Below are 14,595 nucleotides of genomic sequence, written 5' to 3' on the forward strand. Positions count from 1 at the left end.
TGCAGGCCAAAGGCATTACCTCCGTGCGCGGACGGGTAGCCAATCTGGTCGAGCTGCTGCCGGGCATTACCCATCAGCAGGTTTGCGAGGCGATTCAGGAGGCGTTCTTCGCCCATTACGGCGAGCGCGTGGAGGCCGAAGTGATCTCTCCGGAGAAAATGCCGGGCCTGCCGAATTTTGCCGCGACCTTTGCCCGCCAGAGCAGCTGGGAGTGGAACTTTGGCCAGGCTCCGGCCTTCAGCCATCTGCTGGATGAACGTTTTACCTGGGGCGGCGTAGAGCTCCATTTCGACGTCGAAAAAGGCCATATCACGCGCACGCAGATTTTTACCGACAGCCTCAACCCGGCGCCGTTGGAAGCGCTGGCCGCCAGGCTACAGGGATGCCTCTACCGCGCGGATATGCTGCAGAAGGAGTGCGATGCATTACTCGTGGATTTCCCGGAGCAGGAGAAAGCGCTGCGGGAGCTCTCGGCATGGATTGCCGGCGCGGTACGCTAACGTGCGGTCACCCCGGCCCTCTCCCATAGGGAGAGGGCCGAAGAGATGATTACTCTTTATCGCCCAGCAGAACGGATTCCAGCGCGATTTTAATCATGTCGTTGAAGGTCGTCTGACGTTCAGCGGAGCTGGTCTGCTCGTGGGTACGGATGTGGTCGGAGACCGTGCAGATGGTCAGCGCTTTCGCACCAAATTCCGCCGCGACGCCGTAGATGCCGGCCGCTTCCATTTCCACGCCCAGGATGCCGTATTTTTCCATCACGTCGAACATTTCACCGCCGTCCGGCGCATAGAACAGGTCAGCAGAGAAAATGTTGCCCACGCGAGCGTCAACGCCCAGCGCTTTTGCCGCGTCAACCGCGTTACGCACCATGCCAAAGTCGGCAATCGCCGCAAAGTCGTGGTCCTTAAAACGCATACGGTTAACTTTAGAGTCGGTGCAGGCACCCATGCCGATAACCACGTCGCGCAGCTTAACGTCCATACGCACGGCACCGCAGGAGCCGACGCGAATGATTTTTTTGACGCCGAAGTCGGTGATCAGCTCTTTTGCGTAAATGGAGCAGGACGGGATCCCCATGCCGTGACCCATAACGGAAATTTTGCGGCCTTTGTAGGTACCGGTGAAGCCCAGCATACCGCGCACGTTATTCACTTCGCGGACATCTTCAAGGAACGTTTCTGCAATGTGCTTCGCGCGCAGCGGGTCGCCAGGCATCAGCACAACGTCAGCAAAATCGCCCATTTCTGCGTTAATGTGTGGAGTAGCCATCGTTAAATCCTTCTGAATGTTTTACCTGATGGCGGCTATGCCTAATCAGGTCGACAAAAAAGGCCCGGCGAACGAGGCTCACCGGGCAAATAATCACAGCATGTTTTTGCCGTATTCCATCGGAGACGTACCGAAGTACGTTGCCAGGGTCTGGCCAATATCGGCGAAGGTTTCGCGGTGACCCAGCGAACCCGGCTTCACTTTCGGGCCATAGATCAGCACCGGAATGTGCTCGCGGGTATGGTCGGTACCGGTCCAGGTCGGGTCGCAGCCGTGGTCGGCGGTCAGGATCAGAATGTCATCCTCCCCGACCAGTTCCATCAGCTCCGGCAGACGGCGGTCGAACAGCTCCAGCCCTGCGGCATAGCCTGCAACGTCGCGGCGGTGGCCCCAGGAAGAGTCGAAGTCCACGAAGTTGGTGAAGACGATGGTCTCGTCTCCCGCTTCTTTCATCTCTTCGATGGTGGCGTCAAACAGCGCATCCAGGCCGGTCGCCTTCACCTTTTTGGTAATACCGCAGTTGGCGTAGATATCGGCGATTTTACCCACCGATACAACCTGGCCCTTTTTCTCGTCGACCAGCTTCTGCAGCACCGTCGGCGCCGGCGGCTCAACGGCCAAATCGTGGCGGTTACCGGTGCGCTGGAAGTTGCCGGCTTTGTCGCCGATAAACGGACGCGCGATAACGCGACCGATGTTGTAGCCGCCTTCAGTCAGCTCTTCACGCGCGATTTCACACAGCTCGTACAGCTTATCGAGACCAAAGGTCTCTTCATGGCAGGCAATCTGGAATACCGAGTCAGCGGAGGTATAGAAAATCGGCTTGCCGGTTTTCATATGCTCTTCGCCCAACTGGTCGAGGATAACGGTACCGGAAGAGTGGCAGTTGCCGAGGTAGCCCGGAAGGTTTGCGCGCTTAACCAGTTTATCCAGAAGTTCCTGCGGGAAGCTGTTTTCATGCTCGGGGAAGTAGCCCCAGTCAAACAGCACCGGCACGCCGGCGATTTCCCAGTGGCCTGACGGGGTGTCTTTACCGGAAGAGAGCTCATGCGCCCATGCGTAGGCGCCGATAACGTCCGCGCAGCCGTCCATACCGGCGGCAATTTTACCGGTAGAACCCTCATGGGCTTTAACCAGCCCCAGACGGGTCAGATTCGGTAGATTGAGCGGGCCTTTGCGGCCGTTGTCAGCCTCGCCTTTGGCACAGGCTTCTGCAATATGGCCCATGGTGTCTGAACCGACGTCGCCAAAGCGATCGGCGTCTTCAGTCGCACCGATGCCGAATGAGTCCAGCACCATAATAAATGCACGTTTCATATTATTCTCCGTACCTTTTGCGCTGCAAAAAAGCGATCAGATCAGTATATAACTATTCGGTGATACGACGATAGACCGTCGGCGTCATTTCAGGCGCTTTATCGTCAAGTTTAATGGCCGCTTTCACGGCTTTGGCCGCTTCCTGCCAGCTGTTTTCATCTTTAGCATGGATAACCGCCAGCGGCTGCTGCGCGTCGATACGCGCGCCGAGGCGAACCACGTCGGTGAAACCGACGCTGTAATCAATCAGATCCGATGCCTGACGGCGACCGCCGCCCATTGACACCACCGCCATGCCCAACGCGCGGGTGTCCATTTCGGCGACAAACCCTTCGCCTTCTGCATAGACGGCTTTGCTCAGCATCGCGGCCGGCAGATACTTATCATAGTTTTCCACGAAGTCGTTCGGCCCTTTTTGCGCCGCCACCATCCGGCCGAAGACTTCTGCGGCTTTACCGTTATCCAGCACCGCCTGTAGCTTCGCCCGCGCGTCGGCGTCATTCTGCGCCAGCTTGCCGGAAATCAGCATCTCGACGCACAGCGCCATCGTCACCTCAAGCAGCCGCGGATTGCGGTACTCGCCGGTGAGGAACTGCACGGCTTCACGCACTTCCACCGCATTACCGGCGCTGGAAGCCAGCACCTGATTCATATCGGTTAACAGCGCGGTCGTTCGCACGCCGGCACCGTTGGATACCCCGACGATCGCTTCGGCCAGCGCGGCGGAAAGCTCATAAGTAGGCATAAAGGCGCCGCTGCCGACTTTGACATCCATCACCAGCGCGTCCAGGCCTTCCGCCAGCTTCTTGGCGAGAATCGAGGCGGTAATCAGCGGGATAGAGTCCACCGTCGCGGTGATATCGCGCGTGGCGTAAAAACGTTTGTCCGCCGGCGCCAGAGAGCTGGTCTGCCCGATAATCGCGACGCCGACATCTTTAATGATTTGGCGGAAGCGGCTATCGTCCGGGAAGATATCGAACCCTGGAATCGCCCCCAGCTTATCGAGCGTACCGCCAGTATGCCCGAGGCCGCGCCCCGAGATCATCGGCACATAGCCGCCGCAGGCCGCGACCATCGGCCCCAGCATCAGCGAGGTCACATCGCCTACGCCGCCGGTGGAGTGTTTATCGACGATTGGGCCATTAAGGTTAAGACTCTTCCAGTCGAGAACGGTTCCTGAATCCCGCATCGCCATGGTCAGCGAAACGCGTTCCGGCATAGACATATCGTGGAAAAAAATGGTCATCGCCAGCGCGGCGATCTGCCCTTCTGAGACGGTGTTATCGCGGATACCGTTGATGAAAAAGCGAATTTCTTCATCGCTCAGCGCATGACCATCACGTTTTTTACGAATAATTTCTTGTGCGAGAAACAAGATAACCTCCCGGGGAAAGAGTCAAAGACCAACCGCAGGCCGGACAGTATCCGGCCTTGAGGTCAGACAAATTACGTATTAGTAGCTGCTGGCGCTCTTACCATCGCCGTGACCCAGCGCTTTCAGCAGGCTTGCCAGCAGGCTGGAAGCGCCAAAGCGGTAGTGACGAGAGTCGGCCCAGTCGGCACCGAACAGTTCATCGGCAATAGCGAGGAACTTTTGCGCGTCTTCTGCGCTACGCACGCCGCCCGCAGGTTTGAAGCCGACGCTCTGCTGAACGCCCATATCGCGGATGACTTCCAGCATGATGCGCGCGCTTTCCGGCGTCGCATTGACCGGCACTTTACCGGTTGAAGTTTTGATGAAATCCGCGCCCGCTTTAATAGAGATTTCAGACGCTTTACGAATCAGCGCTTCTTCTTTCAGTTCGCCGGTTTCGATGATCACTTTCAGCAGCACGTTTGCCGCCGCGCAGGCTTCTTTACAGGCTTTCACCAGGTCAAAACCCACCTGTTCGTTGCCGGCAATCAGCGCGCGGTAAGGGAATACGACGTCAACTTCGTCTGCGCCGTAAGCTATCGCCGCGCGGGTTTCCGCCAGCGCGATATCAATATCGTCGTTACCATGCGGGAAGTTAGTCACCGTCGCGATGCGGATGTCCGGGGTACCCTGCTCGTTCAGCGTTTTACGGGCAATCGGGATAAAACGCGGGTAGATACAGACCGCAGCGGTATTACCAACCGGGGTTTTCGCCTGATGACACAGCGCGATCACCTTCTCATTGGTGTCGTCATCGTTCAGGGTGGTCAGGTCCATCAGTTTCAACGCGCGCAGGCTGCTTGCCGTTAAATCAGTCATTTCATACTCCGACGGCGTATTGCCGTATTAAAGTTTGTTCACCTTGCGAGTCTGTTACTATTGTAACATCCCCTCGCCGTTACACTTCGATATACATCACAGTTAATGAAAACTAATTACTAATTTGCATTACTGTAGAGTGATATGAATCACATAATAAATTCCTGTGCATGCCCCCCGAAGGCCAGACTCTCTTTAAGCATAATCAGAAATCTCAGCATCGAGGCAATGTTATTATTGTAACATACACACGCGGTATACCTCGACATCAGCGCGGACATTTTGTGCGAATAAATACCAGATGCATCATGAGTGATTGATAAACAGATAATTATTAAATGATAGGATTTTAACACGCAGATGAGAGATCCCCGCGGCGGCGGTGCCGCGGGGTAGGGTCGAGATTAACGACGGCGCTATAGCGCGAGGAAGACGCCCGCTATCGTGGCGCTCATCAGATTAGACAGCGTCCCCGCCGCCACGGCCCGCATGCCCAGCTGGGCAATTTCCTGGCGGCGATTAGGCGCCATGCCGCCCAGTCCGCCAATCAGGATCGCAATGGATGACAGATTGGCAAAACCGCACAGGGCAAACGAGATGATGGCCTTGGTGTGGGTTGAAATCACCTGCAAACCGGCGGCTGCGACCTCGGCATCGGCTTTCAGGTATTCACCGAAATTCATGTAGGCCACAAACTCGTTGATAATCAGCTTCTGGCCGATAAACGAGCCGGCAACGGTGGCCTCATTCCACGGAACGCCAATCACCCACGCCAGCGGCGAGAAGACCCAGCCGAGGATCATTTGCAGCGACAGGTCCGGATGGTTAAACCAGCCGCCCACGCCGGAGAGAATACCGTTAACCAGGGCAATCAGCGCGATAAACGCCAGTAGCATCGCCCCGACGTTAAGCGCCAGCTGCATCCCGGAAGCCGCGCCGGACGCGGCGGCATCCAGCACGTTCGCCGGCGCCTGCGGATCGGCGTCGTTTTTTTCCATCGCCGGGTTGTCCCGGGGTTGCTCGGTTTCGGGCACGATAATCTTCGCGAACAGCAGGCCGCCCGGCGCCGCCATAAACGAAGCGGCAATCAGGTATTCCAGCGGTACGCCCATCTGCGCGTAACCGGCCAGAACGGAGCCCGCAACCGAGGCCAGGCCCCCGCACATCACCGCGAAGAGCTCTGAACGAGTCATGGTGGCGATATATGGACGCACCACCAGCGGCGCTTCAGTCTGGCCAACGAAGATGTTCGCCGTGGCAGAGAGCGATTCCGTGCGCGAGGTTTTCAGTACCGCGCGCAGCGCCCCGCCGAGAATGCGGATAACAAACTGCATGATGCCGAGGTAATAAAGCACGGCGATCAGCGATGAGAAGAAGACGATGACCGGCAGGACGCGCAGGGCAAAAACAAACCCGCCGCCGCCGAAGACTTCAAACATCTTGTCAGAAACCAGCCCGCCAAAGATAAAGCCGATCCCTTCATTGCCGTAAGCAATGACGTTGGCAACGCCGTTCGACATAGCCAGCAGCGCGGTGCGCCCGGCCGGCACGTAGAGAATTAACGCGCCGATCCCCAACTGGATAATCCAGGCGCCGAGGACGGTACGCAGGTTGATGGCTTTTCGATTACTGGAGAGGAGCACAGCGATGGCTAACAGCACCACCATGCCGATAAGTCCCATGATAATTTGCATACAGAGTCCCTGTGTATTGAGAGTTCAGCCTTAAAACCTCGCGATTATAACGGCATGAAACCATCATGCTCATTTCAGCTCACACATTTTAAGCAAAACAATGAGATAAAAAGGCAGGAATGAGACACAGGTCACTCAACAAAGCGTTACGGAAGCGCAAAAAGCGCATTTGTATTATCAATCAGGGTATTCGCTATCTCTTCCGCAGGCTCCGGGCGTAGCTCACATAAGGTGGAGAAGACGCGAGCCGCCCGTTCTGGCCTGTTCGGCTGCCCCTGGAAACCGTTCAACGGCATATCCGGCGCATCGGTCTCCAGCAGCAGCGCCGAAAGCGGCAACTGGGCGATCACGTCGCGGGTCTTACTGGCGCGCGGATAGGTAATTGTGCCACCAACGCCAATCTTGTAGCCCAGCTGCACAAACCGCTCCGCCTGCTGAAGGCTACCGGCAAAACCGTGTACTACGCCGGTTCGCGGTAAAGCGTGCTTTTTCAGCAGCATCGCCAGCTTGTCGTGAGTGCGTCTGGAGTGGAGGATCGCCGGCAAATCGTAGCGTTTCGCCAGCCGTATCTGCGCCTCAAATACAGAAACCTGACGCGCAAACTGCGGATCTTCCCGATAGAGATCGAGACCGATTTCCCCAACCGCGACCAGCTTAGCATCGCGTTTCGCCAGGCAGGCTTCAAGCCGTTCAAGACTCTCTGCGCTATGCCGTTCAATCACTATCGGGTGGAGGCCTAAGGCGGCGTAGAGCGCATCATATTTCTCCGCCAGCGCTAACACGCGGGCGAAGTTATCCGCTTCTGTCGCAGGTACCACGATCTGCGTCACGCCAGCCTCCGCCGCCCGGGCAATGCTGGCGCTTTCGTCGCCGGTGAAAGGGGGAAAATCGAAATGGCAGTGGGTATCAATAAATCGTAGGGTCACGCCAGGTCCTCATTCTCAAAGCTGGCATCATTGGCCTGCACCGCCGCGATGACCGGCGCCTGAGGGATCTCATTGGCCACCGGCGCTGGCGGAACAACGACCGTTTTCGGTACCGCAATACGCGGCGCATGGCGCAGCAGCGGCGGTCTGTCGGCCAGCAGTTTACCAACGGTAGCGAGAAAGTAGCGCCCGCACTGGCGTCCGGTCTTGTAGTCCTCCAGCAACGCCGGAAGACGGCTGCCTAACGCCATACTCTTCAACGGCTTCTGCGGATAAATTTCCAGAATTCTCAGCTTACCCGGCGGTTTTTCAATGAACTCTTGCGTGGAGCGATAGGTGGTTTCGTGATGCTGCACCAGATTCACAAACGGCTGCAGGCTACTTTCGCCAAGCCAGCGCTCCATCCGTTTAAACCACTGCGGCGTGTAGTACATCTGGGACGGAACGGTGCGGATCACCACGATGGTTTGCGCCCCTCGACGAGCTGCCTCCTGTACGGGGATTGCGTCGCTGACGCCGCCGTCAAGATAGCTCACGCCATCCAGCAGCACGCCGCTGCGGTAAAAACCGGGAATGGCGCTAGAGGCGCGAATCAGGTCAAGCCAGGTCTGCTGAGTGGGGGAAAAGTAGTTTGGCGTGTAATCATCGCCGCGACAGGCGCACATCCAGAACTCTTTTCCCTGAGCAAAACAATCTTCAGCATAGGCCATCGCCAGCGGCATCTTTTTCGAGGTGGTGTCGACCAGCCAGTCAAGATCGATAAGGTTCCCGCCGCGCACAAAACGCATCGGGTCGAAAAACTCGCGGGCGGTGGTGTAGCGGGTGATCACTTTGCGGGCATAGCCGGGCTGGTTGCACAGATAGGCCGAGAGATTTTGCGCCCCGGCAGAGGTACCGAACATCATGTCGAACGGGTTGAATCCCGCGCGCATAAATTCGTCCAGCACCCCGGCGGTAAAAATCCCTCTCTGCCCCCCGCCTTCACACACCAGTGCGAGCCTGCCCGGCTGGAAGGGTTTAACAGATAACGGCGTAATATTGCCCAACGTAACGGGAATTCGCTGCCCCACCCTGCTTTCCTGTCTGGCTTATTATAAAAACAAAGGTAACGCAATTTTTAACGCCCTGAAACTGAGAAAGCCAGTCACATTGACTGGCTTTATGTAAGACGGTATTTCACGCGTTAACGTCTAGGGACGCCGACGGCCGGTGAACAGGCTGACCAGGAACAGGATAATACCGACAACGAAGACAATTTTCGCAGCCCAGGCAGCGGTACCCGCCAGGCCACCAAAGCCCAGAGCGGCGGCAATTAACGCGATCACCAGAAAAATAATGCCCCATCTAAACATACGTCTCTCCTTACCATAGTTAATGACGGTCGATTTTCTGCGCACTCAGGCCGCGCATACACAACCCTGTGGTGCTACACATCCTGCGGAAAGACCGCAGAATAAATTTTTTAGTGAATAGAGTTATTTGACGCTAAGGTCATTCTTCACGCTTTTGACGCCGGAAACGGCTTTCGCAATACCTTCCGCCCGCTCCGACTGCTTACTGGACTCGACCGTACCGGATAAATGTACAACGCCATCGGTGGTCTCAACCTTCACGTTACGCGACGGAACGATATCGTCAGCCAGTAGTTTCGCTTTGATCTCGCTGGTCACCGCCGTGTCGCCGGCATAGCCCTTCAGCGAAGCAGATTTTTCGTTCTGTACGCTAAGCTTGTCGTTAACGGAGGTCACGCCTTCAACCGCTTTCGCTACGCTAAGCGCCTGCTTATGCTGCTCTGAACTGTCAACCGTACCGCTTAACGTGACGACTTTGTTTTCAGTTTTTACAGAGATATCGGTGCTACGAATATCTTTATGATCGATCAGCGCCGCTTTCACCCTGGCGGTGATGGTGCTGTCGTCCATAAAATTCCCGACTTTGTTCATCGAATTATCGACGGCCTGCCCGGCATTGCTTGCTGCAGATTTCGCGCTATCTGCGGTCGAGTTTTCCGCATACGCCGAAGCGCTGATTATTGCTGAGCCCAGGAAGAGGGCCAGGAGTGTCTTGCCGCTCTTAAGTCTTGTCATCGTTGTTCCTCGTTATATCTAAGCAGGTAAAGCAAAATAAGTAGTCTATTAAGCCAGGATTCCAAAAATTACTTATTAAATGTAGTAGATACACAGAAGAGTGCGGCATGATCGGGTAAAAAAGCGCGCAAAACGGTAAGAATTAAGAACTTTCCAGAAAGGGCAATCCGAGGGGAAAATGGCGTGGAGCGCGGCGAAAACCGCGCTCCGGAGAGGATTAGTGCTCGCGAGTTTTACGGAACTGGACGTCAGGGTAACGTTCCTGGGTCAGGTTCAGGTTAACCATGGTCGGGGCGATATAAGTCAGGTTATCGCCGCCATCCAGCGCCAGCTGAATTTCGTTCTTACGCTTAAACTCTTCGAATTTCTTCGCGTCGCTGCACTCCACCCAGCGTGCGGTCGCGACGTTGACGGACTCGTAAATCGCCTCAACGTTGTATTCGCTCTTCAGGCGAGCAACAACCACATCAAACTGCAGCACACCCACGGCGCCAACGATCAGATCGTTATTGGCGATCGGACGGAACACCTGCACCGCCCCCTCTTCAGAGAGCTGAACCAGCCCTTTCAGCAGCTGTTTCTGCTTGAGCGGATCTTTCAGGCGAATACGGCGGAACAGTTCCGGAGCGAAGTTCGGGATACCGGTGAACTTCATCATTTCACCCTGGGTGAAGGTATCGCCAATCTGAATGGTGCCGTGGTTATGCAGACCCAGGATATCGCCCGGATATGCTTCTTCCACGTGCGAACGGTCGCCGGCCATAAAGGTTAGCGCGTCGGAGATCACCACGTCCTTGCCGATGCGCACCTGGCGCATCTTCATGCCTTTCTCGTATTTACCGGAAACCACGCGCATAAAGGCCACGCGGTCGCGGTGTTTCGGGTCCATGTTGGCCTGAATTTTAAAGACGAAGCCGGTGAACTTCTCCTCCGCGGCCTCCACGGTGCGGGTGTCGGTTTTGCGCGGCATCGGCGCGGGCGCCCACTCCACTAAACCGTCCAGCATATGATCGACGCCAAAGTTACCCAGCGCGGTGCCGAAGAATACCGGCGTAATTTCGCCCGCCAGGAACAGCTCTTTATCGAATTCGTTAGACGCGCCCTGCACCAGCTCCAGCTCATCGCGCAGCTGCTGCGCCAGGTCTTCACCCACCGCAGCATCAAGCTCCGGGTTATCCAGCCCCTTCACGATGCGTACTTCCTGGATGGTGTGGCCTTTACCGGTCTGGTACAGGTAGGTTTCATCTTTATAAAGATGGTAAACGCCCTTGAACAGTTTGCCGCAGCCAATCGGCCAGGTGATCGGCGCGCAGCCGATTTTCAGCTCGTTTTCCACTTCATCCAGCAGCTCCATCGGGTCGCGGATGTCACGGTCGAGTTTGTTCATGAACGTCAGGATCGGCGTATCGCGCAGACGGGTGACTTCCATCAGCTTACGGGTACGATCCTCGACGCCTTTCGCGGCATCGATAACCATCAGACAGCAGTCCACCGCCGTCAGGGTACGGTAGGTATCCTCGGAGAAGTCTTCGTGGCCCGGGGTATCCAGCAGGTTAACCAGGCAGTCGTGATACGGGAACTGCATCACGGACGTGGTGATGGAGATACCGCGCTGCTTTTCCATCTCCATCCAGTCAGATTTCGCATGCTGGCTGGAGCCGCGACCTTTCACCGTTCCGGCGGTTTGAATAGCCTGTCCGAATAACAGCACCTTTTCAGTAATGGTCGTTTTACCGGCATCCGGGTGAGAAATAATGGCAAAAGTGCGGCGCTTGGCCACCTCCTGCAAATAAGGAGACAACGTCATAATTCAATCTTCTTAGTAAACGCAGCAACGCGCCGCGCATGTTGAATACGAAAAAATTGCGGCTATTTTACCCATCAATGGGGGGGAGGCAATCAGTGTTTACACAGGAGTTGCTCCAGTTCGCTTAAAGAGGTGACCGTCCAGTCCGCGCGGAGGTCCGCGGGCAGTTCGCGCTGATGGGGGTTGAACCAGCAGGTCGCCAGGCCGGCATTCACGCCGCCGCGAATATCAGACTCAGCGGTATCGCCAACCATCAGCACCCGCGAACGATCGGGATTGCCCGCCTGCGCCAGCGCATAGTCAAAAATACGCGCATCCGGCTTAGCCACCCCAACCTCTTCGGAAATAATGAGCAAATCAAAGTGATCGCGCAGTCCGGTACGTTCAAGACGCGTCTGCTGCAGTGAGGTAAAACCGTTGGTAATGATGCCCATTTTTACCTTCCCCTGCAGCGAATCAAGCAGCGATACCGCTCCCGGCAGCGGCGAGCAGATCTCCGCCATCGCGTTCATAAACGCGGCGTTCAGCTCGCCGGGAGGAACGTTCAGGCGTTCCGCCCAACCGTCAAAGCGCTGATGCTGCAGTTGAAGAGAGGTAATGGCGCCGTTTTGATAATCCACCCATAGCGGCTTATTCACGGCCTGGTAGTCCTGAAAATCCTCTGCGGAGAACGTCACGCTATAGTCGAGAAACATCCGCTGTAGGCCGCTAAATGAGTCAAACGTAAATAACGTTTCGTCGGCATCAAAGAAAATCCAGTCCCACTTCATCGTATCACCTTGTCTTACATACTGATTGGCAGTGCCATTATGATGGCGTCCTCACGTCCGTCGACCGTGGGGTAATAGTTGCGGCGAATTGTCGCCTCGTTAAAGCCTAAGCTTTCATAGAGCGCGATGGCGGCGACGTTAGACGCGCGCACCTCCAGCCACAGCGTGACGACGCCGCGTTTTTCAACTTCATCAATCACCCGTTCCAGCAGCGCCCTGCCCAGACCGCGACGCTGGAAAGCGGGGTCGACGGCAATATTGAACAGCGTCGCTTCGTCGAGCACGATTTGCGTAATGGCAAAGGCCGCCATCACGCCGTCCACGGACAGTTGAAGATTCAGATAGCGCTCGCCCTGATTACTGGCAAACGTCTGTTCGCTCCACGGAAAAGCGTGGGCGCGCGTTTCAATTTGCCAGGCGCGGGGCAAATCAGCCGGGTTGAGGGTAGAAATCGTGTTCATGTGCGCAAATCTGTTGCCAGAGCGCCATGCGAGCAGGCGTGCTGGTCTGAAGTTCATCGAAAGCGGGCGTGGAAAGCTGTGCGCCCGCCAGCAGCAGCGGCGCCTCGGTGCCCAGCCGCCAGCTATTACAGCGTGCGTCCTGAGGCAGCATCGCAACGCGTTCAGGCGTCAGCTGCATCACCTGCTCCGGCATCAGGGCCAGCGCGCGCAGAATATCGCTGATAAGCGGTTCGGTCAGCGATGGCGGTTCTTCCGCCACCATCACCAGACGAATGTGTCCAGGAAGCGAGATAGCGATTTCACCCTGTAACGCCCCAGGACGACGTAGCGACCACTGGGTGATGCCCAGCTGCTGTAATTGCCAGTCTCGTCGGGATGTCATAGCGAAACACTCCTGTTAATTAAGCGCGCAATATAGCAAATCCGTCGTATCTGCGCCAACAAACTACGCGGCGGTCGGAGCGCATCCCGCCGCCAACAAAGAGGCAGGCCGAAAGATAACGTGTATAATCGGCGCCAGTCTTAATGAAGGAGTGTTTCATGTCCGCTTTTACCCCGGCAAGTGAAGTCTTGCTGCGCCACAGTGATGATTTCGAGTCCGCCCGCGTTCTGTTTGCCGGTGACCTGCAGGATGACCTGCCCGCACGTCTGGACACGGCCGCCAGCCGCGCCCATACCCAGCAGTTCCACCACTGGCAGGTACTGAGCCGCCAGATGGGCGAAAATGCCCGCTATAGTCTGATCGCAGAGGCCGGCGATGTCGCCGATTGCGATACGCTGATTTACTACTGGCCAAAGAACAAACCGGAAGCGCAGTTTCAGCTGATGAACCTGCTTTCGCTGCTGCCGACCGGTATTGATATTTTCGTTGTTGGCGAGAACCGCAGCGGCGTACGCAGCGCCGAGCAGATGCTGGCGGAATATGCGCCGCTGAGCAAAGTCGACAGCGCGCGCCGCTGTGGGCTGTATCACGGTCGTCTGGAAAAACAGCCCGCGTTCAATCCAGAACAGTACTGGGGCGAGTATTCGCTGGATAATCTGACGATTAAAACGCTGCCGGGCGTCTTCAGCCGCGATGGCCTGGATGTCGGTAGCCAGCTGCTGCTTTCCACGCTGACGCCACATACCAAAGGTAAAGTGCTTGATGTCGGCTGCGGCGCCGGCGTGCTGGCAACCGTGCTGGCCAGCCACTCGCCTAAAGTCCGCCTCTCGTTGTGCGACGTCAGCGCCCCGGCAGTTGAAGCCAGTCGCGCCACTCTGGCCGCTAACGGTATCGAAGGGGAAGTGTTCGCCAGCAACGTGTTCTCTGAAGTGAACGGCCGCTTCGACATGATTATCTCCAACCCGCCTTTCCACGATGGTCTACAGACCAGCCTTGAGGCCGCGCAAACGCTGATTCGCGGCGCCGTTCGTCATTTGAACAGCGGCGGCGAACTGCGCATCGTCGCTAACGCCTTCCTGCCCTATCCGAACGTGCTGGATGAGATCTTCGGCTTCCATGAAGTGATTGCCCAAACTGGCCGCTTTAAGGTCTACCGGACGGTAATGACCCGTCAGGCGAAGAAATAATCCCGCGTTTTTTCGGCGCCAGCAGACGCTGGTCGCCGATGTTTTTCCTCTCTGACCGTCCATTTTTGCAACAATCAATCCAACTGATACAATTAACTATTGACGAATAGCTGAAAACCACTAGAATGCGCCTCCGTGGTAACGATACTTTCATAGTGTCGATGGTATGCGAAGGTGGCGGAATTGGTAGACGCGCTAGCTTCAGGTGTTAGTGTCCTTACGGACGTGGGGGTTCAAGTCCCCCCCCTCGCACCATAATCCACGTTGATATTGCTCGCACTGGGCGAAGGTGGCGGAATTGGTAGACGCGCTAGCTTCAGGTGTTAGTGTTCTTACGGACGTGGGGGTTCAAGTCCCCCCCCTCGCACCAACGAGGCGATATCAAAAATTAAGAATACTGTGCGAAGGTGGCGGAATTGGTAGACGCGCTAGCTTCAGGTGTTAGTGTCCTTACGGACG

The 14,595-nt window shown here is 56.3% G+C and carries 14 protein-coding genes, 2 tRNA genes and 1 pseudogene; 4 read left to right on the forward strand and 13 right to left on the reverse strand.

Annotated features, from left to right (window positions below; all coding sequences use genetic code 11):
- Positions 1–500, forward strand: a pseudogene (gene lplA / locus HMPREF1144_RS30625) (lipoate--protein ligase LplA); the annotation flags it as partial.
- Positions 501–549: 49 nt separating this feature from the next.
- On the opposite strand, the gene deoD reads toward lplA, so the two are convergent.
- The 13 genes from deoD to HMPREF1144_RS30685 form a co-directional block, all read right to left on the reverse strand.
- Positions 550–1,272 (reverse strand): purine-nucleoside phosphorylase, encoded by a 723-nt coding sequence (gene deoD / locus HMPREF1144_RS30630; RefSeq protein ID WP_004098401.1) that lies wholly within the window; start codon positions 1,270–1,272, stop codon positions 550–552.
- Positions 1,273–1,365: 93 nt separating this feature from the next.
- The gene (gene deoB / locus HMPREF1144_RS30635) at positions 1,366–2,589 is read right to left on the reverse strand and encodes a phosphopentomutase (RefSeq protein WP_009655019.1); all 1,224 of its coding nucleotides are present in this window, start codon (positions 2,587–2,589) and stop codon (positions 1,366–1,368) included.
- A gap of 52 nt (positions 2,590–2,641) precedes the next feature.
- The gene (deoA, locus tag HMPREF1144_RS30640; RefSeq protein WP_009655020.1) at positions 2,642–3,964 is read right to left on the reverse strand and encodes a thymidine phosphorylase; all 1,323 of its coding nucleotides are present in this window, start codon (positions 3,962–3,964) and stop codon (positions 2,642–2,644) included.
- A gap of 78 nt (positions 3,965–4,042) precedes the next feature.
- Entirely contained in the window at positions 4,043–4,822 is a 780-nt protein-coding gene (gene deoC / locus HMPREF1144_RS30645; RefSeq protein ID WP_004098396.1) for a deoxyribose-phosphate aldolase, read from the reverse strand.
- A gap of 416 nt (positions 4,823–5,238) precedes the next feature.
- On the reverse strand, positions 5,239–6,516 hold the full coding sequence (locus tag HMPREF1144_RS30650; protein ID WP_009655025.1) for a NupC/NupG family nucleoside CNT transporter: 1,278 nt from the start codon (positions 6,514–6,516) through the stop codon (positions 5,239–5,241).
- 146 nt (positions 6,517–6,662) lie between these two features.
- Entirely contained in the window at positions 6,663–7,442 is a 780-nt protein-coding gene (locus HMPREF1144_RS30655; RefSeq protein ID WP_009655021.1) for a metal-dependent hydrolase, read from the reverse strand.
- A complete protein-coding gene (locus tag HMPREF1144_RS30660) occupies positions 7,439–8,512 on the reverse strand; it encodes a patatin family protein (RefSeq protein WP_004098392.1) in 1,074 nt (357 codons plus the stop codon). Before HMPREF1144_RS30660 ends, HMPREF1144_RS30655 begins: the two co-directional genes overlap by 4 nt.
- Before the next feature lie 120 nt (positions 8,513–8,632).
- Positions 8,633–8,794, reverse strand: coding sequence for a DUF1328 domain-containing protein (locus tag HMPREF1144_RS32290; RefSeq protein WP_003856556.1), 162 nt, complete (start codon positions 8,792–8,794; stop codon positions 8,633–8,635).
- Between the two features lie 123 nt (positions 8,795–8,917).
- A complete protein-coding gene (gene osmY, locus HMPREF1144_RS30665) occupies positions 8,918–9,529 on the reverse strand; it encodes a molecular chaperone OsmY (protein WP_004098390.1) in 612 nt (203 codons plus the stop codon).
- A gap of 217 nt (positions 9,530–9,746) precedes the next feature.
- Positions 9,747–11,336, reverse strand: a complete 1,590-nt coding sequence (prfC, locus tag HMPREF1144_RS30670) for a peptide chain release factor 3 (protein WP_004098388.1) — start codon at positions 11,334–11,336, stop codon at positions 9,747–9,749.
- Between the two features lie 92 nt (positions 11,337–11,428).
- Entirely contained in the window at positions 11,429–12,106 is a 678-nt protein-coding gene (yjjG, locus tag HMPREF1144_RS30675; RefSeq protein WP_004098385.1) for a pyrimidine 5'-nucleotidase, read from the reverse strand.
- Between the two features lie 14 nt (positions 12,107–12,120).
- On the reverse strand, positions 12,121–12,567 hold the full coding sequence (rimI, locus tag HMPREF1144_RS30680; protein ID WP_004098383.1) for a ribosomal protein S18-alanine N-acetyltransferase: 447 nt from the start codon (positions 12,565–12,567) through the stop codon (positions 12,121–12,123).
- A complete protein-coding gene (locus tag HMPREF1144_RS30685) occupies positions 12,536–12,949 on the reverse strand; it encodes a DNA polymerase III subunit psi (RefSeq protein WP_004098382.1) in 414 nt (137 codons plus the stop codon). Before HMPREF1144_RS30685 ends, rimI begins: the two co-directional genes overlap by 32 nt.
- A gap of 158 nt (positions 12,950–13,107) precedes the next feature.
- Between HMPREF1144_RS30685 and rsmC the strand changes: the two genes are divergently transcribed.
- The 3 genes from rsmC to HMPREF1144_RS30700 all read left to right on the forward strand — a co-directional run bounded on the left by rsmC (position 13,108) and on the right by HMPREF1144_RS30700 (position 14,506).
- Positions 13,108–14,136, forward strand: a complete 1,029-nt coding sequence (gene rsmC / locus HMPREF1144_RS30690) for a 16S rRNA (guanine(1207)-N(2))-methyltransferase RsmC (protein WP_004098381.1) — start codon at positions 13,108–13,110, stop codon at positions 14,134–14,136.
- Positions 14,137–14,304: 168 nt separating this feature from the next.
- Positions 14,305–14,391, forward strand: a tRNA-Leu gene (locus tag HMPREF1144_RS30695).
- A 28-nt stretch (positions 14,392–14,419) separates the two neighbouring features.
- A tRNA-Leu gene (locus tag HMPREF1144_RS30700) sits at positions 14,420–14,506 on the forward strand.
- The last annotated feature ends 89 nt before the right edge of the window (positions 14,507–14,595 follow it).

This window comes from Klebsiella sp. OBRC7 (genome assembly GCF_000293135.1).
In the GTDB taxonomy this organism is placed as follows: domain Bacteria; phylum Pseudomonadota; class Gammaproteobacteria; order Enterobacterales; family Enterobacteriaceae; genus Klebsiella; species Klebsiella michiganensis.

What these genes read in the sequence shown, in the direction of transcription:
- deoD (WP_004098401.1), bottom strand. Translation starts at nt 1,272, where the DNA reads ATGGCTACTCCACACATTAACGCAGAAATGGGCGATTTTGCTGACGTT.
- deoB (WP_009655019.1), bottom strand. Translation starts at nt 2,589, where the DNA reads ATGAAACGTGCATTTATTATGGTGCTGGACTCATTCGGCATCGGTGCG.
- deoC (WP_004098396.1), bottom strand. Translation starts at nt 4,822, where the DNA reads ATGACTGATTTAACGGCAAGCAGCCTGCGCGCGTTGAAACTGATGGAC.
- HMPREF1144_RS30650 (WP_009655025.1), bottom strand. Translation starts at nt 6,516, where the DNA reads ATGCAAATTATCATGGGACTTATCGGCATGGTGGTGCTGTTAGCCATC.
- HMPREF1144_RS32290 (WP_003856556.1), bottom strand. Translation starts at nt 8,794, where the DNA reads ATGTTTAGATGGGGCATTATTTTTCTGGTGATCGCGTTAATTGCCGCC.
- osmY (WP_004098390.1), bottom strand. Translation starts at nt 9,529, where the DNA reads ATGACAAGACTTAAGAGCGGCAAGACACTCCTGGCCCTCTTCCTGGGC.
- prfC (WP_004098388.1), bottom strand. Translation starts at nt 11,336, where the DNA reads ATGACGTTGTCTCCTTATTTGCAGGAGGTGGCCAAGCGCCGCACTTTT.
- yjjG (WP_004098385.1), bottom strand. Translation starts at nt 12,106, where the DNA reads ATGAAGTGGGACTGGATTTTCTTTGATGCCGACGAAACGTTATTTACG.
- rimI (WP_004098383.1), bottom strand. Translation starts at nt 12,567, where the DNA reads ATGAACACGATTTCTACCCTCAACCCGGCTGATTTGCCCCGCGCCTGG.
- HMPREF1144_RS30685 (WP_004098382.1), bottom strand. Translation starts at nt 12,949, where the DNA reads ATGACATCCCGACGAGACTGGCAATTACAGCAGCTGGGCATCACCCAG.
- rsmC (WP_004098381.1), top strand. Translation starts at nt 13,108, where the DNA reads ATGTCCGCTTTTACCCCGGCAAGTGAAGTCTTGCTGCGCCACAGTGAT.